The organism is Janthinobacterium paucivorans (assembly GCF_051380805.1).
GTDB lineage: Bacteria > Pseudomonadota > Gammaproteobacteria > Burkholderiales > Burkholderiaceae_D > Janthinobacterium > Janthinobacterium lividum_D.
On record NZ_JBNYXR010000013.1, the window covers coordinates 26,902 to 51,166 of the forward strand.

Sequence of the window (24,265 nt, forward strand, 5' to 3'; positions counted from 1 at the left end):
TCTGTAAAGAAACTTCTGTAAAATAGATTAATAAGAACGATTAAATACTCAAAACAGAACGATGAAACTCAATCAACTCAATTTTCATCACCTATTTTATTTCTGGCGCGTTGCCAAGCTCGGACATCTGACCCGGGCTGCCGAGGAGCTACATACCTCGCAATCAGCGGTCTCGGCGCAGATTCGCCAGTTGGAGGCCCGGATAGGCGAGCACTTGTTTATCCGCGAAGGTCGTCGGCTGATCCTGACCGACGCGGGGCAACTTGTGCAGGCGTATGCCGACAATATCTTCGGTCTCGGCCAGGAAATGCTGGGACGCTTGGAAGGCCGCTCAGCAGGGATTGCCCGCCTTCGTGTGGGTAGCGTGGCCACGCTGTCGCGCAATTATCAGGAAAACTGGATTCGACCCGTGCTGACAAACCCCGCCGTTGTGTTGACACTGGAGTCCGGGCTGCTCGAGGGCCTGCTGACTCGGCTGGTAGAGCATCAGTTAGATGTGGTGCTCGCCAATGAGACCGTGCCGGCTGATCCTGATCGCCGTTTGCACTGCCGTTTTTTGGGCAGCCAGTTGATCTCGCTGGTCGGTCCTGCGAGCAATTGGGCATCGCAAAGCCTGCGCATTCCGGAAGATCTCAATGGCTTGGATATTGCGTTGCCAGGTCCTCGTCATGTCTTGCGCGCCCAATTCGACGCGCTATGTGCCACGGCAGGCGTGAGTCCCAGACTACGCGCCGAGGTCGATGACATGGCCATGCTGCGCCTGATTGCGCGCGACAGTGGCTGGCTGACATTGTTGCCCGAAGTCGTGGTTCAAGATGAGCTGCGTTCCGGCATTCTCGTCGTTGTGGGCCAGTCAACAGCCTTGCTTGAGCGCTTCTACGCCATCACCACATCGCGTCGGCTCCGTATTGAAGTGCTTGAGCAGTTGCTTGCTGGCGCGCCCGACACCTGATCGCTAGACAAATGCGGCAAGCTTATCGATGGCAGCTTGTCCAAGCCTGGCGCGCTATTTTCACCTGAACGACAGCGGCCATGCGCTGATCGCGCAAAGGCGCGGCGCATACGCTCCAGCACACCCCCAACCGGCTGGGCTTGGCTGCCCAGCCCGGGAGCCGGATGGAAAAATTTTCCGAGCTTCCGGCTCAGCCCTCCCCCTGAACCCGCTTTGGCCTTCCATTGCACCGCAAACCCATTATTTAGCGGCACTCCGGACACGCTGGGCGTGCCGTGGCGGCGACATTAGCCGTATCTAGCGGCCTGTTCGCGTATTTGTTGCCGGTACGCTGGCAGGTCTGGTCGCGCGCTGTCAGGTCGCCGGTTTTTTCTTGGCCTTTAGTAAACTGCCGGCCGCATTCTCTTCGAAGCGGCTCGCCTCTTCGATATAGCCATGCACGGTGCCGTCGTGGCGCCAGCCGCCCTGGCGCTTGATGGCCTGGAAATCGGCGCCCGCCCGGTACGCGCTGGTGGCCATGCCGCGGCGCAGACTGTGGCTGGACAGTTGCGGCACGTAATCGAGTTGCGCCAAGCTCGCGCAGTTTTCCAGCAATGTGTTGATGCTGCTCGCGTGCAGCGCTTTCGCACTCACATGCCCCCACTGGTTGACGGGGCGCAGCAGTGGCCCGGAGCGGATGTGCGCCGCCGCCAGCCAGGCGCGCAAGGCGGTGGCCGGGCAGCACACGGCGTCGCCAAACGGAATGGCCTTGACGATGCCCTCGCCTGCTTGGTCCGTTTTTGAGCGCGGCAGTGTAATGACCATGCCCTGCGGCTCCCAGCTGATGTCTTCCAGCGTCAACCCCACCAACTCGCTACGCCGAAAACCACCAAAGAATCCCAGCTGCAGCAAGGCGCTGTCACGCAGGGCCTTGATGCCGCCCAGCGCCGCCAGTCTCGTGACGATCACTTCCAAATCTTCCAAAGGCAGGGCCTTGGCCTTCTTTTTCGGCTTGCCATGCACGCGGGCGATGCCGGCTAAGGTCTTGCGCACGGTGGGTGTGGACGCAGGATCGCCAAAGCCTTGGTACACATGCCATTGCGACAGGGCTGTCAAGCGCAGCGCCAGGGTGCGCGCGTTCAGGCTATCGGCGTAGGCCAGCAGATAGCGGATGACGGCGGACTCGTCGGCCGGCAGCGCGCCGCCCCAGCACTGGAAGTGGCGGATGGCGCAGCGGTAGGTGCGGCGCGTGTTATCGGACGTCGCGGCGGCGAGAAAAGCTTGCTGGCGCGCGGCCAACTCGGCATCGACCAAGGCGCCGCGTAATGGCAGGGCCGGGATGTTGGCGCTTTTCGGCACGGCGGGACGGCGTTTAGAGAGGGGTAAATCAGGCATGGCGGCAGTGAAATCGCGGTTTTGTACTGGGGGAGCCACAGAATAGCATGTAAAACACGGCCATAACACGCGATAAGCGATCTTATAGCGACTTATATTTTTCAAAAAATATGAAAATTTAAGTCGTAATATTACACCGTATTACGTATCATGTAATACGTTACTAAATTTCGCTCATAGGTGGTTTTATGGCCCGCACCGGCATTCTGTACTCTGATGTTATGAAAGCAGCCCAAATCGTCGCTGCCGATGGTCGCAATCCCACGGTCGACAGCGTGCGTGAAGCACTGGGCAGCACTGGCAGCAAGAGCACCATCGCTCCCCTGCTCAAGCGCTGGAAGGAAGAGTTCCAGGGTGCGGGCGCCGTGAAAACGGAGGCCGGCTTGCCGGCCGAACTGATGCAGGCGATGCGTGGCGTGTACGACAAGCAGCAGCGCGACGTGGCGCAGCAGCTGGAAACGGGCATGCAGCAGAACCGCGCCGAGCTCGAGGCGGCACTGGAAAAACTCAAGAAGACGGAAGCGCAACGGTTGACACTGACCGAGGTGCGCGCCGCGCTCACCCAGGAATTGCGCGCCACTCAACAAGCGCTGGCGCAACTGAAGGAAGAACACCATTTTCGCGCCGTCACCCTGGCCACCCTGCACAGCGACAACGCCGGCCTGACGCAGCGCCTGGCCGACCGGAGCGAGGAAATCGCCGCTTTGAACCGTCAACTGGCCCAGGTGCGCGCGCAGTTCGATCATTATCAGGAAGCGGCGGCGACCCAACGCAGTGAAGATCGGACCCAGGCGCAGCAACGAATCAGCCGGCTGGAACAGGAAAACGCGCAGTTGCAACAGCGTTTGCAAGGCCAGCAAGCGACGCTGGTGCAGCAAGACATGCGCTTGGCGCAGCTGCAGGTGGAGCAGACGCGCCTGACGGGCGAAGCGGCTGCCGACCGCGCCGCCCTGGCTACCGTGCGGCCCGAGCGCGACCAGTTTGAATTTCAGTATCTGCAGGCGGCTGCATCGGCCGACGCCCTGTTGGCCAAGCTGGACACGGCCTTGCAGGCGCTCAGCGATGCCAAGGTGGCGCTGAGCGCGCAAGAACGCCAGCTCGACATGCTGGCGGACAATGCCCAGGTGGCGCAGCAGAAGGCAGCAAGCCTGGCGCAGGAGCGCGACGGTTTGCTGCGCGACAACGCCGGCATGGCGGCGCACCTGGCGCTATTGCTCGACAACAAGCAGCAACGCACTGTTTGAACTTGGCGACATGCTCGGGCCTGGCGAGCGTGCCTGCGTGACGCGCTGCGCCAGCCTTCAAGCCTTGCTCCATTGTTTCGCCTGCCACATGGGGCCGCAGGGCACGCGTCTGCGCAGTTGGCTGCATCAACCGCAAGCCTTGAATATGTCGTCAAAGCTTGTCCATGCTGGCGCGCTCAGTGGCAGCCTGGCTGTAGCGATCTGCAATTAAAACAGCGCCAACTCGCTGGCATCCGCGCTGACCTGCATTGCATGCGCGCGCCGCGATGATCTGCGACGCATCGTATGGCCATTATATGAAGGTGAGCATTTTTTGATTGTTGACTAAAATATTGCCCGGTGGAAAGACGATCGGCGTGCTATAGTGGCCGCAGGAGAGCAACCATGACGAGCAATTTTCGATCCAGCAAAATTGCAAGCTTGCTCGCTGGCTTCCTGGTCTTCGCTATCGCCGCAACGGTCGGTTCCGCCGTGCTCATTGCGCGCGAGCAATCGGCCAAGGAATGGAGTACGCAGCTCGATAATTTGTCGCTGCTCCTGGCCGAGCAAACGGCGCAGGAGGTCAGATCGGCGATTCTGGTGTTGAACAGCATCGCCGAAGGCGTCACCGTCAGCGGCGCGACGACGGACGATCAATTACGCCTCAAGATGGGTACTGCGGCGCAGTTCGCCAGCATGCGCGACAAGACGCAGGGATTGCCACAGGTGGACGTGGCTACCATCGTCGCGGCGAATGGCGACGTCATCAACTTCACGCGATCACATCCGGCGCCATCGATCAATCTGGCGGACCGCGATTATTTTCAGGCGCATTTACAGCAGCCGAATCTGGGCATTCACGTATCACGACCAGTGCGCAACAAGGGCAACGGTCAATGGACGTTTTACTTGAGCCGCCGCCTGACGGGCCCCAAAGGCGAGTTTCTCGGCCTTGCGCTGGTCGGTTTCTCGAGCACTTTCCTTAGCGATTTTTACAACAAGATCAATCTGGGCGCCGACGCGACAGTAACCTTGTACCGCCGCGACTACATGGTGCTGGCGCGCTGGCCACATGACGACAAACTGATGGCCGAGCTGAACCCGAGCGGCAGCAGCTTCAAAGTGATCGATGGCCTAAAGAAATTGCACGGCGTCGTGCAAATCGAAGGCCCGCGCTTTTCGCAAGGCGGCGAGCGCGTCTCGCGCCTGGGCGCAGCGCGGCTGATCGACAATTTCCCCCTCATTATTAACGTCACCGTGACCGACCAGCTTTATCTGGCGCAATGGCGCAGATTCTCGCTAGCGCTGTCGCTGGTAGGCGGGATCAGCGCCTGCGCCATGCTGGCGGCGTTCATGGTACTGATACGCTCCCTGAAATGCCGCGAGCGGGACCTGGACAGGACGCGCGCCTTGCAAGCCGAAGCCGAGGCGGCCAGCACGGCGAAATCCGAATTCTTGGCGATGATGAGCCATGAAATTCGCACGCCCTTGACCGCGATCATCGGCTTTGCCGAAATTATTCAGCGCACCGTCATCAGCGGCCCGGCCAGCGATGCCGGGTCCATCATCGTGCGAAATGGTCGCCACTTGCTCGACATTATCAACGGCATACTCGATATTTCCAAAATAGAAGCGGGCCGCATGCATCTTGAGTACTTGCCATTTTCCCCCGTCGATGTCGCCAGCGGCGTAGAAACGATGATGGCGGCACAAGCAGCCAGCAAAGGCATCGGTTTCAGCCTGCATGTCGCTTATCCGTTTCCCGCGCAGGTCATGGGCGACCCCACACGCTGGAAGCAGATACTGTTCAACTTGACTAGCAATGCCGTCAAGTTTACGGAACTTGGTGCGGTGGCGCTCGAACTTGAGTACAACAGCGAGCAACAGCGCCTGAAGTTGCGCGTGCGCGATAGCGGCATCGGCATGTCGGACGATCAGTTGACAATGCTGTTTAAGCCGTTCAGCCAGGCCGACAGTAGTACCGCGCGAAAATACGGCGGTACCGGCCTGGGACTGCATCTGGTGCACCAACTGGCAACCAAGATGAAAGGTGCTGTGCAAGTGCGCAGCAAGCTCCAGCAAGGCGCAGTGTTCGAGCTAGAGATCCATGCGCCCATGGTGGAGCAAGCCGGTTGGGTCGATAGCGCACCTGCGACACTTAATGCGGCGCGCGAAATGGCGCACGACATGCTGTTGTCCGGTCACGTACTGCTGGCCGAGGACGGCCCCGATAACCGCCTGCTGATCGTGTCGCTGCTGCACCGGCTGGGATTGACGGTCGAGGTCGTTGAAGACGGTGCACAGGCAGTGCAGGCAGCGCTCACCGGCCAGTTCGACCTGGTATTGATGGACATACAGATGCCCGTGATGGATGGCGTTCAAGCTGCCACGGTGTTGCAGGGCGCCGGATATGGTCGCCCCCTGGTAGCGCTGACCGCCAATGTGATGCAGGAAGATATCGAGGCGTACAGGGAAGCTGGCTTTGCGTGCAGCATCAGCAAGCCGATCGACGTCGAGGTGCTGGCGCGCCGCTTGTCTCAATTATTGGTGCAGGACATCAACACGGCAGCGCTTGGCGGCCTGGAAGATTTGCCTGGCTACGCCGACATTCGCCGCGCGTTCATCGACTCCTTACCGGCAAGCCTGCAACAACTCGATGCACACTTGCGGCAAAATTCGCTGCATGCGGCAGCCGAACTCTGTCATACGCTGCGCGGCACCGGCGCCTCGTTCGGCTATCCTGGCCTCAGTCAGTTGACAGCAGCAATCGAGCGCGCAGCTAGGGCTGGCAATACTGACGCCGCTCGCGATGCATATGCACAACTGAGGGCGCTGGAAGAACTTATCGATTGCAAGGATTGTTAAACCATGAAAAATATCCGCTTGTCCACGCCAGTGATCATCGCCGAGGATGAACCCTTGATGCGCGAAGTGCTGGCATCGGCGCTGCGTGCTTTCGGCTACCACTCCATCGCGTTCGCTGTCGACGGCCGCCAGGCCGCCCAACTGCTGGAGCTGCCGGAGTATCGGTCCGCACTGGTATTTCTCGACATACATATGCCGAAAATGGATGGCATGGCCGTGCTTGAACATGCACGTTCGGTCGGCAGCAATGCTTTCATGGTGATGGTCAGCGCGGACAGCTCACTGGACCGTGTTCTGGCAGCGCTCAGCGGAGGAGCAAAAGGCTTCGTGATCAAACCTTACACGACGCAAAAAATTCTCGACATCACCACTAAATTTGAGCGGGCCCTTATTGGGTGAGCGCAGGCATGTCGACGCGCAGCCGCTGATCCTGCTGCTCGATGTCTACCCTCCCCTGTTCGCTTTGCGTGCAAGCGCATAGCGGCAGCTGTGGCTTGCGTAAGCCCTCCCCCGCCCACGCTGATTCAAACGGCAGTTTATCCAGCCCATAAGGCATCGATGAGCGCCGCATCGTATTTATCCCGGGGCTCACGTCCCACGATACCTTCACGCTCTCCCGCAATCGATAGATCGATTTTCTCGATAGGTATGCGCGCCCCGGAATTACTTGAGAGAAATATTTTTACGATCGGTTTGGTCAGCGCAGATGCATTTTGTTCGACGACCACGGCCAGTGCTCCACTACGTAATTTGACCAGCGATCCACTTGGGTATATGCCGACTGTCTTGATAAAGGCGTTCAGCACTTTTTTGTCAAAATGTCCGTGCCAAGACAACATTTGCGCGATCGAATCTGCTGGATCCCAACCCGGTTTATAAGCACGGTTCGATGTGATGGCATCGTACACATCGCAAACGGCACCCATGCGTGACAGCAAGGAAATGTCATCCCCCTTCAATCCCTCGGGGTAGCCGCTACCGTCGATTTTTTCATGGTGATGCAAGCAGACGTCCAGCACTGCTGCATTGCTGAGCTTGCTTTGCACAAGTAAATCATGTCCGTATTGCGGGTGACGCTTCACCATGTCGTATTCGGCGGCGCTGAGCTTGCCTGGTTTGTTCAACACGTCAAGTGGCAAGCTAGCCTTGCCCAAGTCATGCAGCAGGCCAGCAAGGCCGGCGTCGCGGCAGCCGTTTTCATCCATCCCCAGGTTTTTTGCCAGTGCCACCATCAGCGCGCAGACGGCCACTGAATGCATATACGTGTAGTCATCATTCGTTTTCAGACGCACGAGGCTAATCAGGGCGTAGGAATTATTCGAAACCGACTGCGTAATTTCTTCGATCAGCGGAAGGCATGAGTCAGGATTGATGGCCTTGCCTAGGCGCGCTTCGTTGAACATGGCTGCTGTGGCATCGCGTGCCTGACCGCAAATCAATCTCGCCCGCGATAATTCTTGCTCGAAGCTGACCGCGACGTTCGCTTGCACGGTGCCGGGCGGCTCCGCGAGTGGCAGCGCCTGTCCCTTTTCTGTGTCCGTTGTCGCTTCTTGCTTGCTGCGCGCCGTATCGATCCAGCACTCATCTAGCCCACATTGCTGCGCCGCCAGAAGGTCGGCAGCTTGCGTCAGCAGAAACGTGGACCTCCAGAATGGGTGCTTCAGCCAAGGTCCGTCAAACCCGTGCAGGAACATTCCCAGCCTGAGTTCGACAACTTTAATTTTTTTCAACTGGGTCATACCTGGCTCCTGCGATTACGTGCCCGCTAAGTCGCGGCGCGGAACTCGGTCTTCGATGTGATGGGCATGTTGCCTGCAATAGCTAAGCAGGATCATGCTTAAGGTTAAGTTTCTGAGTTGCTGGGGAGCGGACGACGCCTCCAGATCGTTTTGTCTCTACGGCTGGACTTGGGTGTAAATCAGCGGCGGCAGCGTGCTCACATTTCCTCGATCCTGCCATTGCTCGCGCCGCGCCACTGCTTTTGCGCTAGTACACGCTAAAGCAGCAAGCTACTGAGGCACCCGAAGCATAACTGCTGCGGGTGCACCCCGGAGTGGAATTGGGTGAATGTTTTTGCGATGTGCACACCACCCCTAGTAACCGTTTCACAATTGCTACTAGCCCTGTGCGCCCTGGCGAGCAAATAGCTGTTTATCGGAAAATCCTTGACACGGCATATTTTCCTGGCATAATCTTACCTACCAACTGATAGGTAAGTAGATTAGGCGCGAAAACACCATGACGACATTACAAGAACTCTCCCCATCGGCTGAGCGCATCGCAGATGCGGCGCAAGTGTTGGTTCAGCAAGTCGGTTATAACGGGTTCTCGTTTGAGCACATTTCCCAATTGGTGGGCATGCGCAAGGCCAGCATTCATCATCACTTTGCATCCAAAGTGGATTTGGGCGTGACGGTGGCTCAGCGTTACACCCACCAATTTGACGGCGCCTTGCGCCAGATTCTCACGGCAGTCAAACCGGCACCGCAACGGCTGCAAGCCTACGCGGATCTATTTGAAACGACCTTCATGAATGATCATCACCTGTGCGTTTGCGGCATGCTGGGGGCGGAATCGAATTCACTGGACGCTGCAGTGAACCTGGAAGTGCGGCATTTCTTTCAGCTCAATGTGGCATGGCTCACGGATGTGATACAGGATGGCTTGGCAAGTGGCAGCCTGAAGAGCGCACAGGGCGCCCCAGTGTTGGCGGAAACCTTGCTATCGCTGCTTGAAGGGGCCATGTTGGTCGGGCGCAGCCTGAAGTCTCCGCTGGGGCCACGCCGCATAAGCGATGTGTTTCTTTCCAGCTTGATTGTGTAATTTTTTTAAACGCATTGCCTACCATTTAGTAGGTAGGCAATGCGAAAGGGTAACACTGGCTGAAGTCTTTCAGCCAGTGTTGCAAAAGCAGGGGGCGAGTACTGGTACACGCATCTATTTTTTGATATCGAAATGCCATTGCGGCAGAGGAGTTTTTCATGAGCACAGCTAATAAACAAAAGCGCGTTTTATTGGTCATGTCGTCGGTGGACGAAATGGGCATCAGCGGCAAACACACGGGCACTTGGTTTACCGAGTTGGCTGCGCCCTATTACATCTTGACCGAAGCGGGCTACGAGGTGGTGCTCGCTTCACCTCACGGTGGCGAGGCGCCAATTGACTGGTTGAGCATGAAAGCGCCGTTCACCACCGAATACACCCAACGCTTTATGGCCGACGAGGTGGCGCAACACGCGGCCAAAGCAACACGCAAATTGCGCAACATCAACTACGACACCTTCGACGCGGTCTTTTTCCCAGGCGGCTACGGTTTGCTGTGGGATTTGGCCCACGATGCACACGTGATCAAATTGATCGAGGATTTTTACACCAGCAATCGCCCCATCGCGATGGTGTGCCACGCCCCGGCCATTTTGCGCGATGTGAGACTGCCCAACGGCGAGTATTTGGTGAAGGGCGTCAATTTGACCGGCTTCAAAAATGACGAAGACACTGAAATTGAGTTGCTCAAACACCTGTTGTTCTCGTTGGAAGACGAGCTTAAAGGCCGTGGCGCAAAGTACCAGAGCAAAGCCAACTGGGAAGCCAACGTCGTCGTCGATGGTGCTTTGATGACGGGCCAAAGCCCGGCCTCGGCGCCGCCTCTGGCCGAAGCCCTGGCCTTGCGACTCCAAAGCTGATCGAGCAAGTCTGCCCCGTTCGGTGCGTCCATAAAAGCGTGTTGAACGGGTCTAAGGCGCCATCTCTCTTCACCAGTGGCGACACGTTCGCCAGTGCTCGCTCAAACGAGAACACACCATGCAAGTGAAAAGCATGCTGATCGCCGCCGGCAGCGTAGTATGCTCCCAAGTGACGTGGTCCAGCGCTACTGGCAATTTTTGAACACCCCCCAAGCACCCGGATGCAAGAGCTTGACCTGCGCCCCCAGGGCGGCAGTTATTTAACCCGTAAAGGTTCTACCCCCTATGATGGACACTTCTTTTCGTGCCCCGCCAGATGCCGTGATTGTCATCGGCGCGGGCCTGGCTGGCTTGCTCAGTGCGTACTTGCTGGAGCAACAGGGACAATCGGTGCTGCTGATCGAGTCGCGCGAGCGCATCGGCGGGCGCGTGCTCAGCGATGCCGCCCACACCGGCGCACCGTTTGTCGACCTGGGCCCCAGTTGGGTATGGCCCGAGATCAATGAACGACTCAGCCACTGGAGCGCTACGCTGGGTTTGAAGCTGTTTGCGCAACACCAGCACGGGGCAGCCGTCATGGAAATGCAAAACCACGCTGTGCTGCGCCAAGAAACGACTTACGTGCAAGTACCGTCGTCCCAGCGCTGGGAAGGGGGCGCGGCGGCGCTCTTGAATGCGCTGTCGGCGCGGCTGGAACGCACGCAGATGTTGTTCAACGCACAGGTCACGCTGATACGCCATGCGCCTGACAACGCGGTGAGCGTCGTCGTCGACGGCCCGCAGGGCCAACAGCAGTGGCGCGGGTCTGCGGCAATCATCACCTTGCCGCCGCGCCTCTTGGCCGAACGCATCCGCTGGGAGCCAGAGCTGCCCGCGAGCTTGACTGCGCAGTGGCAGCGCTCGCCCACGTGGATGGCGGGGCAAGCAAAATTGGTGGCCTCCTATAAAACGCCGTTCTGGCGCGAGGCGGGCTTGTCGGGCGACGCTGCCAGCAAGGCCGGGCCCTTGGTGGAAATCCACGATGCCAGCGATGCCTCAGGCCTATCGGCTGCACTCTTTGGTTTTGTGGGAGTGTCTGCGTCATGGCGCGCCAAAATGGGTGAGGCCGAGTTGGTTCAGCGCAGCTTGCAACAACTGGGCCGATTGTTCGGGCCAGAAGCAACTGCGCCAGAATGGGTGCATCTCAAAGATTGGGCGCAGGACCCGCACACCGCGACGCCTGCTGATGCCTTGCCGGTCAACAGCCACCCGACCCAGCCGCCGAGAAAGCTGCCGGCGCCGTGGGACGCGCTGGTGTATCTGGGCGGCTCGGAATTTGCCGACGACTTCAATGGTTACCTCGAAGGCGCGGCGCGCTCTGCCGAAATGGTGGTGCAGGAATGGCGTGGGCAGGCCTTATGCTGATCCATGCCGACCACACCATCCGTGCCTTGGTGCATGCCCAGGATTTGCCGTGGGTGGCGTCACCGCAAGCGGGCGTCGAGCGGCGCATGCTGGCGCGCATAGGCGACGAGGTGGCGCAGGCCACCAGCATCGTGCGCTACGCCAAGGGCTCGATGTTCCCAGCACATACGCACGACATGGGCGAGGAGTATCTGGTGCTCGATGGCGTGTTTCAAGACGAAATGGGCGATCACCCGGTGGGCCGCTACGTGCGCAATCCACCGGGCAGTCGGCACACGCCGGGCTCGCAAGCTGGTACCGTCATTTTTGTCAAGCTGCGCCAATTCCATGCCCATGACCGCCAGTTCGTCGAAGTTGACCTGGGCCGTGCACCGCAGCACGGCGATGCCCAGCGTCCCGGGGTGTTGGTGCAAGATTTGCACCACGATGCACGTGAAAGCGTCACTGCACAATATTGGCAAGGCGGCCAGACATGGCAAGAAACTTTCCCCTATGGCGCAGAACTGCTGGTGTTGCAAGGCCAGGTGCGAGAAGGCGCAGACACCTTGCGCGCCTGGAGCTGGTTGCGCCTGCCGGCGGGCGCCCGCCTCGATGCGCGCATCGTCTCCGAGACGGCGACGCTTTGGGTGAAACGCCATTTGACGAAGACCTAAATCACCGGGCATCTTTGCGCCTGATGCCTCGCTTACCCACGGCACAGTGATATGCGCATACCGATTTGGGCAAAGCCGGTGCCATCATTCTTGCGCGCATGCTGCAGTGAAGCAAACGTTCAGCCGCTCGCGGATGCAGTCGAGCGGGTGCGGCGCTTGCTGTAAAAAGTGAGAAAGTCCGCGGCCGGCAGCGCTTTCGCAAACAGCCAGCCCTGGCCGAATTCCACTTTGCGCTCGCGCAAATAATCGGCTTGTTGCTGTGTTTCGATGCCTTCAGCGACGATCTGCATGCTCAAGGCGCGGGCCATGTCGATGATGTGCGGCGTGACGCTACTGGTGGCGGCGTCCGTGCCGATGGTGTCGACGAAGGATTTGTCGATTTTAAGGGAGTCGAGCGGCAGGTTTTGCAGGCTCGACAGGCTTGAGTATCCCGTGCCGAAGTCGTCAATCGATACCTGATGGCCGCGCGCGCGGGCTTTTTCGATGGTAGCGCGGGCCGCTTCCACATTGATGAAACCGCGTTCCGTCGCCTCCAGCCAGATCTGCTGCGCCTCGATACCGGTGCCGTCGAGCGCCCGTTCGAGCACATCGAGCACCCTGCCCGTTTCAATATCGCTGGCGCACAGGTTGATGGCGATGTGCAGCGCGCGGTCGGCCTGCAGCGCGGCGCGCATATCGGCGATGACGCAATCGATCACTTGGTCGGTAATGGGCAGCATCAAGCCACCTTCCTCGGCCACGGGGATGAACAGGTCGGGCCGTATCATGCTGCCGTCGGGACGGCGCCAGCGTATCAGCGCCTCGGCGCCCACGCACAAGCCCGTGTCGAGCGCGATGATGGCTTGATAATGGACAAAAAATTCGCGCCGCTCGATGGCGATCTTAAGTTCACCGAGCAGTGACAAACGGCGGCGTGACAGCCAGATGACGATGCCGACGATGAAGGCGGCCATTAGCAGGCCCAACGGCAAGAGCAGCAATTGTTCGCGGCGCAGCCTCGCGTTCAGCTTGCTACGCGGCTCTATCATGATGGCCGTCAAGCCATCGCGGTACAGCAGCGCATGAATGCTGTCAGCGTGCATGGCGTCGTGCACCGCTCGGTCGTCGGCGAGCAAGCGGTGCACCAGCACAGGGTCGGGATGATGCAAGGTGTCGAGCACGCCGCGCTTGCCCATGGCCACGGCCATCTGGATGTCATCGTCGATGATGACATCGGAAAAGCTCACGGGATCGATCAACACTTTATAGGCACGGTAAGACAGCCCGACCATGCGCTTGCCGCCGCTAACGACGGGGTACAGTTTGAAATCGAGGCCCATGCCATTGTCCATCGTGTACTGTGCTGGCTTGACAACGATGCGCGCCTGTTCGATGCCCGTAGAGGTACATTTGAGCAAGCCATTTTCGACATAGCCGATATCGTCGATGCTACGCTCGGTGATGGTGATGCGGCGCAGTTGCTCAATATGCGCTGCCGAACAGGGTAGCAGGTCGAGCGCATCGGCGCGGCGCAGGACGGCCCCAGCCGAAGTGATAGCACGGTGGGCACGTTCGAGGGCGTAGCGGCCCAGCAGGCGCAGGCGTTCCTGCTCGCCCTGTTCGGCGCGCACGGACGACAGGTAAAAAGCGAGGCTCAGGGGGGCCGCCACGCCGATGACTGCCGCCAGCACGCTGGTAATGATAATGCGTTTGTTGCGCATGCGCGCCTCCCGTGCCGTCACCGAGGATTAGCTGCGGTAGTGATATGATTGCTATGAATTGCTCGATTGCATCATATTACAAGTGCAGACGGCGCACACGAAACTGTCTGAATAGTTACATTTTTTTTATTTTTTTTACCGGCAGTGCCCGAACGAAACAGGTGCTAAGCCCAACTGCGCGCGGCGGCGACCATCAATTGATTCAAGACGATGCTGCTTCAGCCCTGCTTCAGCACGGCCACGGCATAAGTGCAATCGACCGACGTTTCATTCTTGAACACGCAATCGGCGGGCGCACCCAGCTCCAGGCAATCACCTTCGTCCAGCACGTGGCGGGTGTCGCCTTCGATGAAGACGAGCTTGCCGGCCAGCGCCCAGATCAGCTGGCGCCGCGCCACATAAGCGGCCGCTGGCATCGCCACCACCGCGCCCGGCGGCAAGCTGATATGCACCAGGTCGAGCGGTATGCCCGACGCGGGCGACACGTGGCGCCGCACGTAGCCGCTCTGCGGGTCGATCCACACAGGCTGCTCAGCCTTGCGCAGCAAGCGCCCTTCGCGCAGTTCCGCACGGGCGATCAGTTCGGACATGCTCAGGCCGAAGGCACCCGACAGCCGTGCCAGCAAGGTGGCCGTGGGGCTGCAATCACCGCGTTCCACCTTGTGCACCATCGCGCGCGACACGCCCGAACGGGCTGCCAGGTGCGTCAGCGACCAGCCCAGGCTATCGCGCTCGAGGCGCACCCGGGCCCCGATGCGCTGGTTCAATTCGTCTGGTTTAGTGGACATACATCGGATTCTAGTGGACAAGGCGGGGTCGCCAATCTATGATTTGTCCATTATAGTAGACGCCCAGCGAGGAAATCAATATGCATATACGCGACGCCCTGATCGGCGATATCGAGGCAATTACGGCCATCTACAACGATGCCGTGAGCAACACCCTGGCTATCTGGAATGAGCGGACCGTCGATGTAGCCAACCGCGCCGCCTGGCTCGCTGAGCGCGCGCGCGCCGGCTATCCGGTGCTGGTCGCCATCGATGCGCAGCAGCAGGTGGCAGGCTACGCCTCGTTTGGCGACTGGCGCCCATTCGAGGGTTTTCGCCATACGGTCGAGCATTCCGTATACGTGCGCGCCGATAGTCGCGGCGCCGGCGTCGGCAAGGCCCTGATGCGGGAATTGATTGTGCGCGCGCGCGGCTTGGGCAAGCACGTGATGGTGGCGGGCATCGAGGCCGGCAACGCCGCCTCGATCGCCTTGCACAAGCAACTGGGATTCGACGAAGTGGGATTGATGCGTCAGGTGGGCACCAAGTTCGGCACTTGGCTGGACTTGGCGTTCTTGCAGCTGCAACTCGATACGCGCAGCGATCCGGACGGCGTGACGCCGCCCGGCTAAGCTTACACCAGCATCACGGATCGAGCTCCGGCGGTAGACGGCGCAAGGCAGTATGTTCCCACGCAGCCACCAGGACCAGCACGCCGCTGGTGATGCAGGCCAGAGTCAAAGGCGTGTACAGGCGACCGTAAGCCATCGGGATCAGCGCCAGGATGATGCCGATGCCCAGCAAATGCGACAGCGGCGGCGTGGCACGGTCGTTGCTGACCCATTTGAATAGCGCATTGCCCAGTAAATACAGGATCGGCCCGCCCAGCAAGGCGCTGATGCCGGCGAAGCTCGCTTCGTCCGGACTCACGAGAGCCAGCTCATCGGCCACGGCGCTAACGATCACGCCGCCCACGATCAACACGTGGATATATGTGTAGGCCTTGCGGGCGATGCTGCCCGAGTCTTTCGCATGGGCGATGCGGTGGCGGCCCGCTTCGGCACCCGTGTCAAAATACAGCCACCACATGGCGACACTGCCGACTAGGGCCGAGAAAAAGCCCAGCCAGTTGGCAGCCGTCCACTCCAGGCCCGCGAAGGTGGTGCCCGTCACCAGCAGCGATTCGCCGAGGGCGATGATGACGAACAGGGCGCAGCGTTCGGCCATGTGGCTGCCATCAATATCCCAGTCGGCGATCGTCGAGCGTCCCAGGCCGGGCAGGCTGAACTGCATCCATGGACCGGCCAAGTCGATCAGCAAAGCCGCGCCCCACCAAAACATGCGCTGCTCGGGCGATGCGACGCCGCCGGCGATCCAGAAAACGCCGGACAAAGCGGCCCACAGGGCGATGCGCTGGAAATTGCGGCGGCGCGCCACGGTGTCGGCGCGCACGGCCCACCAGGCAAACAAAGGACGCCCCACTTGCATGGCGACATAGGCGCCTGCAAAGGCCAGGCCGCGCGTGCCAAACGCTTCCGGTATCGAGGCCGACATGATCAGGCCGCCCAGCATCAGCACAAACAAGCTGATGCGCACGGGAATGCGCTCAGGGTCGAGCCAGTTGGTGATCCACGATGTGAAGATCCATACCCACCAGACGGCAATGAGCAGCAAGCCTGTCTGCAACCAGCCCATGGCGCTCAGGTGCGCCAGCAAACCGTGTGACAGTTGCGTCACGGCAAACACGAACACCAGGTCGAAGAACAGTTCGATCATGCTCACCTTGCCGCTGTCATGTCCGCCGCGCGTGCGCAGCAGCGATTTAGTTAATTCCATACATCTCTTTCATTCTTATTGGTAAAAGGTGAGAGCCTGGGCGTGCCTGGCCTCAATCAGGGCAAGCGGACCAAGTGTGCCGCCAGAAGATCGAGCCGCCATTGCGCCAGCGCCTGATGCGTGTTCAAGCCGCCAGGCGTTGCGCTCGTGCACCGGCATTTGCCAGCCGTGGTGACGGCTGTATTGCTGTTCCAGCTGCGCATAGACGGCAGCCGAAGGCCTGGGGGCGAGCATGAGAAGTTCGGGCAGCATGGGCATCTTGGTTCGTTTCAACATGAAGTGCAGAAGCAACTTAGCATATTTGACGACCAGCCGTGGAGCAAGCCCTGCAATGGGCGTAAAAACCGTGTGCCTTGGGCGCTCTTTAGCCTGGGCAAGGCACGCGTTTTACCTTGCCGCCCGTCTTGAATGGATCGGCGCCTGCGCCCGGATTCGCCTCCATGCCATAGCAGGTGGCACCGCCGGGGCTGACGACACGCGTGGCGGGCCGCCCATCGGCCGTCAGGTATTGCTCCACGCGGATAAGCGGACCGCCGCGCCACGCCGAGGCGACCAGATTCTGGAAGCTGCTTGCGCTCTTGAGCTCGGTAGTGGCCAGCCATGGTTGTTCCTGCTTCAGCTCGGCACGCACGGCCTTGTCGGCGGCGCCTGCGGCGAGTCGCGCACGCGTGCGCAAGTCGGCGCTCGACGGCGCCGTGACGGGCGCGGCGGGCAAGTCGTCGACCGGCAAGTCGTCGACCGGCACGCTGATCGCCTGCGCTGTCACGGGAGCTGTCTCGATGGTAACGGGCCGCGTACTGCCCCGCGCGCGCGGCATGGGCATGGGTCTGAGAATCGGCATAGGCATCGGCATGGGCAAGGTCATCGCTGGTGCTGGCGGCGGACGTACCGGCAGCAGGGTCATGAAAGCCACTTCGGTATATTGTTTGAATTGTCGCGCCGGCAAGAGCAGGAAATACAGACCCAGCGCGTGCATGGCCAGGATCAGCGCAACGGCCGCGCCTTTCAGGCTCAAGCTCCAGCGTATCTGCCTGCGCGTGAAAACGACTTGTAGATGGTGGTGCAATGGCATACGGTTTCCTGTGGGCGCCGGGCGCGATAGCCTATTCTAGCGACACTTGCGCTTACGAATTGATAAATTTGCAAGGTGTCGCCTGCCGCGCCTTTTTCTGGCGCAATTCGGCACCTGGCAGCTATGCATCACCAGGGTATCGACAGAGCAGCGCATGAGGTGGGTGCCATGCTTTGCCGCTATTGCTCAGCATTCCCAGTCCGCTGCTGCGCAAAAGCGAGCTGCCTGCCCGTATGCCGCCTGGGAGCGCGGCGTCAAGGGCACGTGGGGGATCGCTGCTTTCCACGCCGAACTCGATACAGGCTTTGCGCCTGCTCATGATGATCCACAAAACTTTTCCCTGGACGTATAGTCAGCCTCCTTTTCCGCTTGCAGCCTCCCCTGCGGTAGCGCGATGCCGGGCAATAAGGCGTTCCCCCGATGGCGCAATTGGCGCATACTATCGAAAGCATAGCCATTGCTGTGAGGGAGTTCGGGTGAATATTGCCACCGATCATGCGCTGCGGCGCCAGGCAGGCAGACGCCAGCGACTGCAGCGCGCGCAGCGCATCTTCGCCATGCGCGACGCCGTTCTTAACGCGTGGGAGACGCGCGTGCGCGCCAGTGTGCGCGGCGCGGACCAATTGCTCACGCCCATACTCATCAATACCTTGCCGGCCTTTTTCCTTCATCTGGCAGAGGCGCTGACGCCGGGCCACCCGCGTGGCAACGCCACCAGCAACAGCAACGTCCCTGCTGCACATGGCAATGAACGGGCGTGCATGACCAATTACGGGCCGGAACAAGTGATCCAGGAATACCAGATTTTTCGCGACTGCTTTGCCGCCGTCGCGCAGGACGCCGGCATCATGTTGCGCAGCAAAGACTGGCGTGTGCTCAACGAATCGATCGATATGGGCATCCGCGTATCGATACGCGAATTTACCAGCATGCACGAAGGCTTCCGGCGACGCATCGCCGCTGGCCTGTCGCATGACATGCGTAACCCCCTGGCCGTGATCAGCACCAGCGCCCAGTTGCTGCTGCGGCCGGCGGACCCGGAACGGATGGTATTGCTGGCGCACAAGATTGCCGAGCATTGCAAACGGCTTGACAGCATGATCGAGGAATTGCTCGATAGCCTCAGCTATTACCATGGCCAGCAACTGCCGCTGGTGCTGAGCCAGTTCGATGTGATGCCCCTGGTGCACGCCGTGGTCAGCCAGGTCAATCTGCAGCAGCCCGACAAATGCCAGGTCAGCGGCCTGACCGTCGTCGGCTGGTGGTGCGAGAACTCGCTGCGGCGGGCGCTGGAAAACCTGCTCGGCAATGCCCTCAAGTATGGCGCCGACGCGCCCATCAATGTGTACGTGGAAGCGGTGCATGAGCGCCTGCTCATCACCGTTCATAATGGCGGCCGGGCCATCGCGCCGGAACAGGCCGAACGCATTTTCGACTATCTGCGCCGCGAGAATGGCAGCGCCGCGCCGGGCTGGGGCATCGGCCTGCCCTTCGTGCAAAACGTGGCCGAAAGCCACGGCGGCAGCGTCGCCGTCGACAGCGCGCCTGAAACGGGCACCCGCTTCATTTTCGACGTCCCCATCGATTGCCGCCCTTTCGTGCAAACCGCCGACGCCGTCAAGCGTGACAGCTAGCGCCCTAACAGCAAGAGAAAATCAGCATCAAGCCAGACACCATGCACGCCGAGAAAATCAACAAAATGGCCCATTTGCGCTGGGAAATGCAGGCAATTTCCATCATCCCCGACATTTGCATGCAGTTTGCCGGTGTCGATTTCCTCGACCCGCGAGCCTTCTGCTCCGATTCCGTGCCGGGCGTGACGGTCCTGCTGTCCGAGTACCGCGCCGGCAGAACGATTTAGGTCTACGTCATTGGCACTGGCTTGGCCGCGCTTGTTGCGCGGGAAGCTGGACAAATCGCTTTGCGCGTGCTTTTATGGCAATATAAATCAATATTCAATGTATAGTGACCTGAAAGGCAGGTGGCATATGGACTTGATCACTTCCGCCGTGCTGGCGGCCATCGAACATGGCGTGCCCAGCCATGCGCCCGAGGCTGTCGCCGGCCAATATCAACGCCTGAAGCTGGCCATCGGCAAGTGCGACGGCGCTGCCGCCATCCTGGCCACCATCACCGCGCTGGAAGCGGCGCCGGCCAATCCCCAGCTGCAACTGGCGCTGTCGGCGGCCCTGGCCGCGGCAAACGTGCCCGATGACATGGGAACGCTGTTTGCCGCGCAGCGCTTGCTCGATACCCTGCAGCGCCTGCCTTCACCGCTGCCTGAGGTAGAAACGGCAGCCGCGCCAGCCGACAAGAGCGCCGTGGTGTCCAATTATGCGGTGGTGAAAGTGTATTTCGCCACCGACCGCCAGCGCAATGTGGGCAAGCCGCCGGCCCAGCGCTTCAGCGGCGAACGCAGCAAAGGCATGAGTAGCGGCAATGGCGGCGGCGATGGCCAGCTCAGCTATGGCAGCTGCGACATCAGCATCCCCCGCGACCACCGCATGGGCCAGCTGGAGTCGCCGTCGCTATGGCGCCTTGAGTTTCGCAACGACCCGGCCAAACACGTCGTGCTGCTGACGGCCGAAGTGCAGGGCCGCGATAATTTCTTTGCCGCCCTGAAAACGCAGATACGCGCCTCGGCTGGCAAGAGCGCCTTTGTCTTCTTCCACGGCTACAATGTGAGCTTCGAGGATGCGGCCCGGCGCACGGGCCAGATGGCCTACGACCTCGGTTTCGATGGCGCCCCCGTATTTTATAGCTGGCCGTCGCGCGGCGACGTGGCCGGCTACACCATCGATGAAAACAATATCGAATGGAGCACGCCCCACATCACCAACTTTCTGGCCGACTTTCTCGCTAGCACGGAGGCGGCGCAAGTGTATCTGATAGGACACAGCATGGGTAGTCGCGGGCTGACGCGGGCCGTGGCCGACTTGCTCGCCGCGCAGCCGCAGCTGGCGCAAAAAATCACGGAACTCATCTTGTCTGCGCCCGATATCGACGCAGCCATCTTCAAGCACGATATCGCGCCGCAACTGGCCGGCGCGCGCAACCCCGTCACTTTGTATGCCTCATCGCAAGACTTGGCCCTGGCCGCCTCGCAAGCCGTGCACGGCTACCCGCGCGCAGGCGACAGTGGTGCCGGCATGCTGATCGTGGCTGGCGTGGAAACCATCGACGCCACGGGCGTCGACACGAGCTTCATGAAGCACGCGTACTTTGCGGAAAAGCGCTCGGCTCTTGCCGACATGTTTTACTTGATACGCGACAATACGCGTGCCGACCAGCGCTTTCTCGACCCCGTCGATACCGTAGCCGGTCGCTATTGGGCGTTCAAAACATGACGCGGCTTCATGCTTGTCGGCACGCATGCTAAGATACGGCCCATAGGGTGGCAAAGGCACGGCGATGACGCCGCCCGCCGATCCGCCGCAAGCAGGCCATATCATGTTGACAACATCCTCTACACCGCAAGCCGAATCGTTGATACGCAACACCAACGCCCGCGTCACCAAGACGCGCGTGAAGGTGCTCGACTTTTTAATGCTGCAAAGCCGTTCGCTGACCCACCATGAAATCCAGCAGGCACTGTCGCAAGACAGCGATATCGATTCCGTCACGCTGTACCGGGTGCTCGAATGGCTGACGGAAAATGAACTGGTGCACCGCATCGCGGGCGCCGACCAGGTGTGGCGCTTCAGTGCGGGTGCCGGCCACCAGGCGCACGAACACGCACACTTCCAGTGCACCAAATGCGCGAACGTCACCTGTTTCAATGAAGTCAAGCTGCCTGCGCCGGTGCTCTTGCCCGAAGGTTTTAGCGGCGACGAAGTCGATTATTTGATCAAGGGCCTGTGCCCGCGCTGCAAGTAAGGCCATTCTGGCATCAGCTGAGCACGCAGCGATCCAGTCCACGCGTCAGCATCTGCTGCGGCAAATCGCGACCGATGAAAATGATCTTGCTGGCGCGCGTTTCGCCATCGCGCCACGGTGCACCCAGTTCCGATCCCATCAGCATGTGCACGCCCTGGAAGACGGCGCGGCATGGCACGTCGGCAACGTAGAGAATGCCCTTGTAACGCATCAGCTGACTGCCGAACAGCTGCACCACGGCATCGAGAAAGTTTTCCACCTGGAGTAAATCAAGGGCCTGAGACTGGTGGTAGACGAACGATTGCACGCCGTCGCCATGGCGGTGGCCTAATTCTCCCAGGAAATCGGGCTCCAGCTCAACGATGGCGCTCAAATGGAAGCCACGAATATTCAGGATATCGCGCAGCGGTACGTGGCCAAAGCGCACCTTCTGTATGCGGGCGCGGCCATTGATGGCGAACAAACGCTGGCGCAGTGCGGCTAGCTCATCCTTGCCGACCAGGTCCGTCTTCGACAACAAGATGCGGTCGGCAAAGCCTACCTGCTCCTGCGCTTCCTGGTGCAAGGTCAATTGCTCTTGTGCGTGGCGCGCGTCCACCACCGTCAAAATGGCGTCGAGCATGTAAAACTCGCTGACAGACGGCTCGGCAAAAAAGGTTTGCGCCACCGGGCCAGGCGCGGCCAGACCCGTCGTTTCGATGATCACGTGGTCGAAAGCGATCGTCTGCGCTGCGCGCTTGGCTTGCAACTGCCCCAGGATGCGGATCAGGTCGCCTCGCACGCTGCAGCAGATACAGCCATTGTTCATTTCCACGATCTGCTCGTCGCTTTCTCGCAGCAGCAAGTCATGGTCAATGCTTTCTGCCGCAAACTCATTTTCAATCACGGCGATGCGCACGCCGTGATCAGCCTGCAATATGCGCTTGAGTAAGGTGGTTTTCCCGCTGCCGAGAAAACCCGTGATGATGGTCACGGGGATCAATTCTGTCATGAGGCATGCTTTCTTTGTACGCTTAGTCTTCCAGTTCTTCCATGCGCTGCCATTGCGGGAAGGGGTCGGGCAGCTTGCGCCAGGCGGCCATGCCCTGGCGCGTCTCTGTATCGTTGAGTTGACACTGTCTCAAGGCCGCCTCGATGGCGGCCTGGTCCATGTCCTGCCCGATGAAGACAAGCTCCTGGTAGCGGTCGCCGTATACCTCGCTCCAGCCCGCCTTCACTTCCGCCAGCGAGACCGCATCCGTGGGCCAGCGCTCCTTCGGCACGCAAGCCCACCACAAGCCCACGGGCTCGATATTCATCAGTTTGCCCGCGCCAGACAGGCTCGCTACCCATTCAGGGCGGCTGGCCAGCCAAAAATATCCCTTGCTGCGTACCACGCCGGGAATCGGCTGGGAAATATAGTCATGCAGACGCTGCGCATGAAATGGCTCTCTCGCCCGGTAGACGAAGCTGCCGATGCCATACGTTTCGGTTTCTGGCGTATGGATCCCCGCCAGCTCTTGCGCCCAGCCCGGCATGGCGGCCGCCTGCTCCAGATCGAACAGATTTGTGCCCAAAATGGCGTCCAGGGGCACGACAGACTGGTTGGTTTCGATGATGCGTGCTGCCCGATTCAAGGCCTTCAGGATGGCCAGTACGCGCAGGCGCTCATCGGCCTGCACCATGTCAACCTTGTTGAGGACAATGACATTGGCAAACTCGATTTGTTCCGTCAATAAATTGGCCAGTTGACGGTCGTCGCCCTCGCCTGCGGTTTCGCCGCGCTGCTCCAGGCTGTCTTCGCTATGAAAATCGGCCAGCAGGTTGGCGCAGTCGACCACGGTAACCATGCAGTCGATGCGCGCCACATCGTTCAGGCTGTCGCCGTGCTCATCCTCGAAGTCGAAGGTGGCGGCCACGGGCATCGGCTCGCCCACGCCCGTCGATTCGATCAGCAAATAATCGAAGCGGTCTTCGGCAGCCAGACGCCGTACTTCCTGCAGCAAATCGTCGCGCAAGGTGCAGCAGATGCAGCCGTTGGACATTTCCACCAGTTTTTCTTCCGTGCGCGAGAGGGCCGCGCCGGCCGCTGCGGCGCTGTCCTTGACCAGCGCGGCGTCGATATTGACTTCGCTCATATCGTTGACGATGACGGCCACGCGTTTGCCTTCGCGGTTGCGCAGTATGTGGTTAAGCAAGGTAGTCTTGCCGGCACCGAGAAAGCCGGACAGGACGGTGACGGGGAGTTTGCGCTGCAACTGGGGCATGGGATTCCTTCAGGGTGGAGCCAAATAGGGCTGGTCATGGAGCTTAAACCATCAAATGCAATTTACCTGCATTAACAATTATAATGCAACTCTATTGCATTATGGTGGCAATCGTTGCCTGTCGCTCCCGTCTCTGGCCTGCAGCTGCCATCGCACACGCATGGCGATGCCAATCAGGCCAGCATTAGGCTTGACTTCAGGTCACTATCTTCGTCTTGGGGTATGGCGGGCAGACAGCAATGGCGGGCAGCTTGTCGCCGTTGATGCTGGGCCTGCTGGCGGCGAACGGCGAAGGCGTAGCGAAAAATTCAAGTATCGCGGCGCGCTGGCTGGAAAAATCGAGCGAACTGGGCAATCGACACGCCATGATCCTTCTGTACAACGCCTAGCGCGAAGGCCGCAGCGTGCCGCGCGACCAGCTCAAGGGCCGTGCAATGCTGGAAGAAGCGGCTCAGCACGAATACCCGCCCGCCATCGAGGAACTGGCCATGACGGTGCAAGCGGACGACGCCATCCGCGCGGGCCACCTGATGAAGGAAGCGACGGAAGACCGGCACAATAACTGCAACAGGTTTCAAGCCACATGAAGGCTGACCTATATTGCCCAGCGGAAT

General features: G+C 60.0%; 24 protein-coding genes. 15 read left to right on the forward strand and 9 right to left on the reverse strand.

Features of this window, described 5'->3' with window-relative positions; genetic code table 11:
• Window positions 1-61 precede the first annotated feature (61 nt).
• Window positions 62-952, forward strand: coding sequence for a LysR family transcriptional regulator (locus tag ACQ4V8_RS15830; RefSeq protein ID WP_010398233.1), 891 nt, complete (start codon window positions 62-64; stop codon window positions 950-952).
• A 354-nt stretch (window positions 953-1,306) separates the two neighbouring features.
• On the opposite strand, the gene ACQ4V8_RS15835 is transcribed toward ACQ4V8_RS15830, so the two are convergent.
• The gene (locus ACQ4V8_RS15835; RefSeq protein WP_261981051.1) at window positions 1,307-2,326 is read right to left on the reverse strand and encodes a tyrosine-type recombinase/integrase; all 1,020 of its coding nucleotides are present in this window, start codon (window positions 2,324-2,326) and stop codon (window positions 1,307-1,309) included.
• 221 nt (window positions 2,327-2,547) lie between these two features.
• On the opposite strand from ACQ4V8_RS15835, the gene ACQ4V8_RS15840 reads away from it, so the two are divergent.
• The 3 genes from ACQ4V8_RS15840 (at window position 2,548) to ACQ4V8_RS15850 (ending at window position 6,813) form a co-directional block, all read left to right on the forward strand.
• On the forward strand, window positions 2,548-3,570 hold the full coding sequence (locus ACQ4V8_RS15840) for a DNA-binding protein (protein ID WP_436571798.1): 1,023 nt from the start codon (window positions 2,548-2,550) through the stop codon (window positions 3,568-3,570).
• A gap of 384 nt (window positions 3,571-3,954) precedes the next feature.
• Entirely contained in the window at window positions 3,955-6,414 is a 2,460-nt protein-coding gene (locus ACQ4V8_RS15845) for a hybrid sensor histidine kinase/response regulator (RefSeq protein WP_436571799.1), read from the forward strand.
• Between the two features lie 3 nt (window positions 6,415-6,417).
• Entirely contained in the window at window positions 6,418-6,813 is a 396-nt protein-coding gene (locus ACQ4V8_RS15850; protein WP_436571800.1) for a response regulator transcription factor, read from the forward strand.
• A 137-nt stretch (window positions 6,814-6,950) separates the two neighbouring features.
• On the opposite strand, the gene ACQ4V8_RS15855 is transcribed toward ACQ4V8_RS15850, so the two are convergent.
• Entirely contained in the window at window positions 6,951-8,153 is a 1,203-nt protein-coding gene (locus tag ACQ4V8_RS15855) for an HD-GYP domain-containing protein (RefSeq protein ID WP_436571801.1), read from the reverse strand.
• A gap of 499 nt (window positions 8,154-8,652) precedes the next feature.
• On the opposite strand from ACQ4V8_RS15855, the gene ACQ4V8_RS15860 reads away from it, so the two are divergent.
• From ACQ4V8_RS15860 to ACQ4V8_RS15875, 4 genes are all read left to right on the forward strand, one after another.
• Window positions 8,653-9,237, forward strand: a complete 585-nt coding sequence (locus ACQ4V8_RS15860) for a TetR/AcrR family transcriptional regulator (protein ID WP_010398216.1) — start codon at window positions 8,653-8,655, stop codon at window positions 9,235-9,237.
• Between the two features lie 158 nt (window positions 9,238-9,395).
• Window positions 9,396-10,097 carry a type 1 glutamine amidotransferase domain-containing protein gene (locus ACQ4V8_RS15865; RefSeq protein ID WP_436571802.1) on the forward strand — a complete coding sequence of 234 codons (702 nt, stop codon included), beginning with the start codon at window positions 9,396-9,398 and terminating at the stop codon, window positions 10,095-10,097.
• A gap of 285 nt (window positions 10,098-10,382) precedes the next feature.
• Entirely contained in the window at window positions 10,383-11,501 is a 1,119-nt protein-coding gene (locus tag ACQ4V8_RS15870; RefSeq protein WP_436571803.1) for a flavin monoamine oxidase family protein, read from the forward strand.
• Window positions 11,495-12,154 carry a cupin domain-containing protein gene (locus ACQ4V8_RS15875; RefSeq protein WP_070346910.1) on the forward strand — a complete coding sequence of 220 codons (660 nt, stop codon included), beginning with the start codon at window positions 11,495-11,497 and terminating at the stop codon, window positions 12,152-12,154. The genes ACQ4V8_RS15870 and ACQ4V8_RS15875 overlap by 7 nt, the downstream gene beginning before the upstream one ends.
• Window positions 12,155-12,273: 119 nt before the next feature.
• Here ACQ4V8_RS15875 and ACQ4V8_RS15880 read toward each other — a convergent pair whose 3' ends face one another.
• Together ACQ4V8_RS15880 and ACQ4V8_RS15885 are read right to left on the reverse strand one after the other, a co-directional pair.
• Entirely contained in the window at window positions 12,274-13,854 is a 1,581-nt protein-coding gene (locus tag ACQ4V8_RS15880; RefSeq protein WP_436571804.1) for an EAL domain-containing protein, read from the reverse strand.
• A 218-nt stretch (window positions 13,855-14,072) separates the two neighbouring features.
• Window positions 14,073-14,642, reverse strand: a complete 570-nt coding sequence (locus ACQ4V8_RS15885; RefSeq protein WP_010398206.1) for a helix-turn-helix domain-containing protein — start codon at window positions 14,640-14,642, stop codon at window positions 14,073-14,075.
• An 80-nt stretch (window positions 14,643-14,722) separates the two neighbouring features.
• Here ACQ4V8_RS15885 and ACQ4V8_RS15890 point away from each other — a divergent pair, with 80 nt between their 5' ends.
• The gene (locus ACQ4V8_RS15890; protein WP_436571805.1) at window positions 14,723-15,253 is read left to right on the forward strand and encodes a GNAT family N-acetyltransferase; all 531 of its coding nucleotides are present in this window, start codon (window positions 14,723-14,725) and stop codon (window positions 15,251-15,253) included.
• A gap of 13 nt (window positions 15,254-15,266) precedes the next feature.
• Here the strand turns inward: ACQ4V8_RS15890 and ACQ4V8_RS15895 are convergent, their stop codons facing one another.
• The 3 genes from ACQ4V8_RS15895 to ACQ4V8_RS15905 form a co-directional block, all read right to left on the reverse strand.
• A complete protein-coding gene (locus ACQ4V8_RS15895) occupies window positions 15,267-16,457 on the reverse strand; it encodes a low temperature requirement protein A (protein WP_010398203.1) in 1,191 nt (396 codons plus the stop codon).
• 15 nt (window positions 16,458-16,472) lie between these two features.
• Window positions 16,473-16,733: a hypothetical protein gene (locus tag ACQ4V8_RS15900; protein ID WP_029496404.1), complete on the reverse strand. Its 261-nt coding sequence runs from the start codon at window positions 16,731-16,733 to the stop codon at window positions 16,473-16,475.
• 88 nt (window positions 16,734-16,821) lie between these two features.
• A complete protein-coding gene (locus tag ACQ4V8_RS15905) occupies window positions 16,822-17,529 on the reverse strand; it encodes a hypothetical protein (protein WP_436571806.1) in 708 nt (235 codons plus the stop codon).
• A 476-nt stretch (window positions 17,530-18,005) separates the two neighbouring features.
• Between ACQ4V8_RS15905 and ACQ4V8_RS15910 the strand changes: the two genes are divergently transcribed.
• The 4 genes from ACQ4V8_RS15910 to ACQ4V8_RS15925 all read left to right on the forward strand — a co-directional run bounded on the left by ACQ4V8_RS15910 (window position 18,006) and on the right by ACQ4V8_RS15925 (window position 21,405).
• Complete coding sequence (locus ACQ4V8_RS15910; RefSeq protein WP_436571807.1) at window positions 18,006-19,163, forward strand: sensor histidine kinase; 1,158 nt, start codon at window positions 18,006-18,008, stop codon at window positions 19,161-19,163.
• 41 nt (window positions 19,164-19,204) lie between these two features.
• Window positions 19,205-19,390: a hypothetical protein gene (locus ACQ4V8_RS15915; protein WP_436571808.1), complete on the forward strand. Its 186-nt coding sequence runs from the start codon at window positions 19,205-19,207 to the stop codon at window positions 19,388-19,390.
• 127 nt (window positions 19,391-19,517) lie between these two features.
• The gene (locus tag ACQ4V8_RS15920; RefSeq protein ID WP_010398195.1) at window positions 19,518-20,876 is read left to right on the forward strand and encodes an alpha/beta hydrolase; all 1,359 of its coding nucleotides are present in this window, start codon (window positions 19,518-19,520) and stop codon (window positions 20,874-20,876) included.
• Window positions 20,877-20,979: 103 nt separating this feature from the next.
• Entirely contained in the window at window positions 20,980-21,405 is a 426-nt protein-coding gene (locus ACQ4V8_RS15925; protein WP_029496403.1) for a Fur family transcriptional regulator, read from the forward strand.
• A gap of 13 nt (window positions 21,406-21,418) precedes the next feature.
• On the opposite strand, the gene ACQ4V8_RS15930 is transcribed toward ACQ4V8_RS15925, so the two are convergent.
• Both ACQ4V8_RS15930 and zigA read right to left on the reverse strand, forming a co-directional pair.
• A complete protein-coding gene (locus tag ACQ4V8_RS15930) occupies window positions 21,419-22,396 on the reverse strand; it encodes a CobW family GTP-binding protein (RefSeq protein WP_070346919.1) in 978 nt (325 codons plus the stop codon).
• 22 nt (window positions 22,397-22,418) lie between these two features.
• Window positions 22,419-23,651 (reverse strand): zinc metallochaperone GTPase ZigA, encoded by a 1,233-nt coding sequence (zigA, locus tag ACQ4V8_RS15935; protein WP_010398191.1) that lies wholly within the window; start codon window positions 23,649-23,651, stop codon window positions 22,419-22,421.
• Between the two features lie 239 nt (window positions 23,652-23,890).
• On the opposite strand from zigA, the gene ACQ4V8_RS15940 reads away from it, so the two are divergent.
• Entirely contained in the window at window positions 23,891-24,040 is a 150-nt protein-coding gene (locus ACQ4V8_RS15940) for an SEL1-like repeat protein (protein ID WP_208760771.1), read from the forward strand.
• A 15-nt stretch (window positions 24,041-24,055) separates the two neighbouring features.
• Window positions 24,056-24,238 carry a hypothetical protein gene (locus ACQ4V8_RS15945; RefSeq protein WP_010398190.1) on the forward strand — a complete coding sequence of 61 codons (183 nt, stop codon included), beginning with the start codon at window positions 24,056-24,058 and terminating at the stop codon, window positions 24,236-24,238.
• Window positions 24,239-24,265: the final 27 nt, after the last annotated feature.

What these genes read in the sequence shown, in the direction of transcription:
- ACQ4V8_RS15830 (WP_010398233.1), top strand. Translation starts at nt 62, where the DNA reads ATGAAACTCAATCAACTCAATTTTCATCACCTATTTTATTTCTGGCGC.
- ACQ4V8_RS15835 (WP_261981051.1), bottom strand. Translation starts at nt 2,326, where the DNA reads ATGCCTGATTTACCCCTCTCTAAACGCCGTCCCGCCGTGCCGAAAAGC.
- ACQ4V8_RS15840 (WP_436571798.1), top strand. Translation starts at nt 2,548, where the DNA reads ATGAAAGCAGCCCAAATCGTCGCTGCCGATGGTCGCAATCCCACGGTC.
- ACQ4V8_RS15845 (WP_436571799.1), top strand. Translation starts at nt 3,955, where the DNA reads ATGACGAGCAATTTTCGATCCAGCAAAATTGCAAGCTTGCTCGCTGGC.
- ACQ4V8_RS15850 (WP_436571800.1), top strand. Translation starts at nt 6,418, where the DNA reads ATGAAAAATATCCGCTTGTCCACGCCAGTGATCATCGCCGAGGATGAA.
- ACQ4V8_RS15855 (WP_436571801.1), bottom strand. Translation starts at nt 8,153, where the DNA reads ATGACCCAGTTGAAAAAAATTAAAGTTGTCGAACTCAGGCTGGGAATG.
- ACQ4V8_RS15860 (WP_010398216.1), top strand. Translation starts at nt 8,653, where the DNA reads ATGACGACATTACAAGAACTCTCCCCATCGGCTGAGCGCATCGCAGAT.
- ACQ4V8_RS15865 (WP_436571802.1), top strand. Translation starts at nt 9,396, where the DNA reads ATGAGCACAGCTAATAAACAAAAGCGCGTTTTATTGGTCATGTCGTCG.
- ACQ4V8_RS15870 (WP_436571803.1), top strand. Translation starts at nt 10,383, where the DNA reads ATGATGGACACTTCTTTTCGTGCCCCGCCAGATGCCGTGATTGTCATC.
- ACQ4V8_RS15875 (WP_070346910.1), top strand. Translation starts at nt 11,495, where the DNA reads ATGCTGATCCATGCCGACCACACCATCCGTGCCTTGGTGCATGCCCAG.
- ACQ4V8_RS15880 (WP_436571804.1), bottom strand. Translation starts at nt 13,854, where the DNA reads ATGCGCAACAAACGCATTATCATTACCAGCGTGCTGGCGGCAGTCATC.
- ACQ4V8_RS15885 (WP_010398206.1), bottom strand. Translation starts at nt 14,642, where the DNA reads ATGTCCACTAAACCAGACGAATTGAACCAGCGCATCGGGGCCCGGGTG.
- ACQ4V8_RS15890 (WP_436571805.1), top strand. Translation starts at nt 14,723, where the DNA reads ATGCATATACGCGACGCCCTGATCGGCGATATCGAGGCAATTACGGCC.
- ACQ4V8_RS15895 (WP_010398203.1), bottom strand. Translation starts at nt 16,457, where the DNA reads ATGGAATTAACTAAATCGCTGCTGCGCACGCGCGGCGGACATGACAGC.
- ACQ4V8_RS15900 (WP_029496404.1), bottom strand. Translation starts at nt 16,733, where the DNA reads ATGTTGAAACGAACCAAGATGCCCATGCTGCCCGAACTTCTCATGCTC.
- ACQ4V8_RS15905 (WP_436571806.1), bottom strand. Translation starts at nt 17,529, where the DNA reads ATGCCATTGCACCACCATCTACAAGTCGTTTTCACGCGCAGGCAGATA.
- ACQ4V8_RS15915 (WP_436571808.1), top strand. Translation starts at nt 19,205, where the DNA reads ATGCACGCCGAGAAAATCAACAAAATGGCCCATTTGCGCTGGGAAATG.
- ACQ4V8_RS15920 (WP_010398195.1), top strand. Translation starts at nt 19,518, where the DNA reads ATGGACTTGATCACTTCCGCCGTGCTGGCGGCCATCGAACATGGCGTG.
- ACQ4V8_RS15925 (WP_029496403.1), top strand. Translation starts at nt 20,980, where the DNA reads ATGTTGACAACATCCTCTACACCGCAAGCCGAATCGTTGATACGCAAC.
- ACQ4V8_RS15930 (WP_070346919.1), bottom strand. Translation starts at nt 22,396, where the DNA reads ATGACAGAATTGATCCCCGTGACCATCATCACGGGTTTTCTCGGCAGC.
- zigA (WP_010398191.1), bottom strand. Translation starts at nt 23,651, where the DNA reads ATGCCCCAGTTGCAGCGCAAACTCCCCGTCACCGTCCTGTCCGGCTTT.
- ACQ4V8_RS15940 (WP_208760771.1), top strand. Translation starts at nt 23,891, where the DNA reads ATGGCGGGCAGCTTGTCGCCGTTGATGCTGGGCCTGCTGGCGGCGAAC.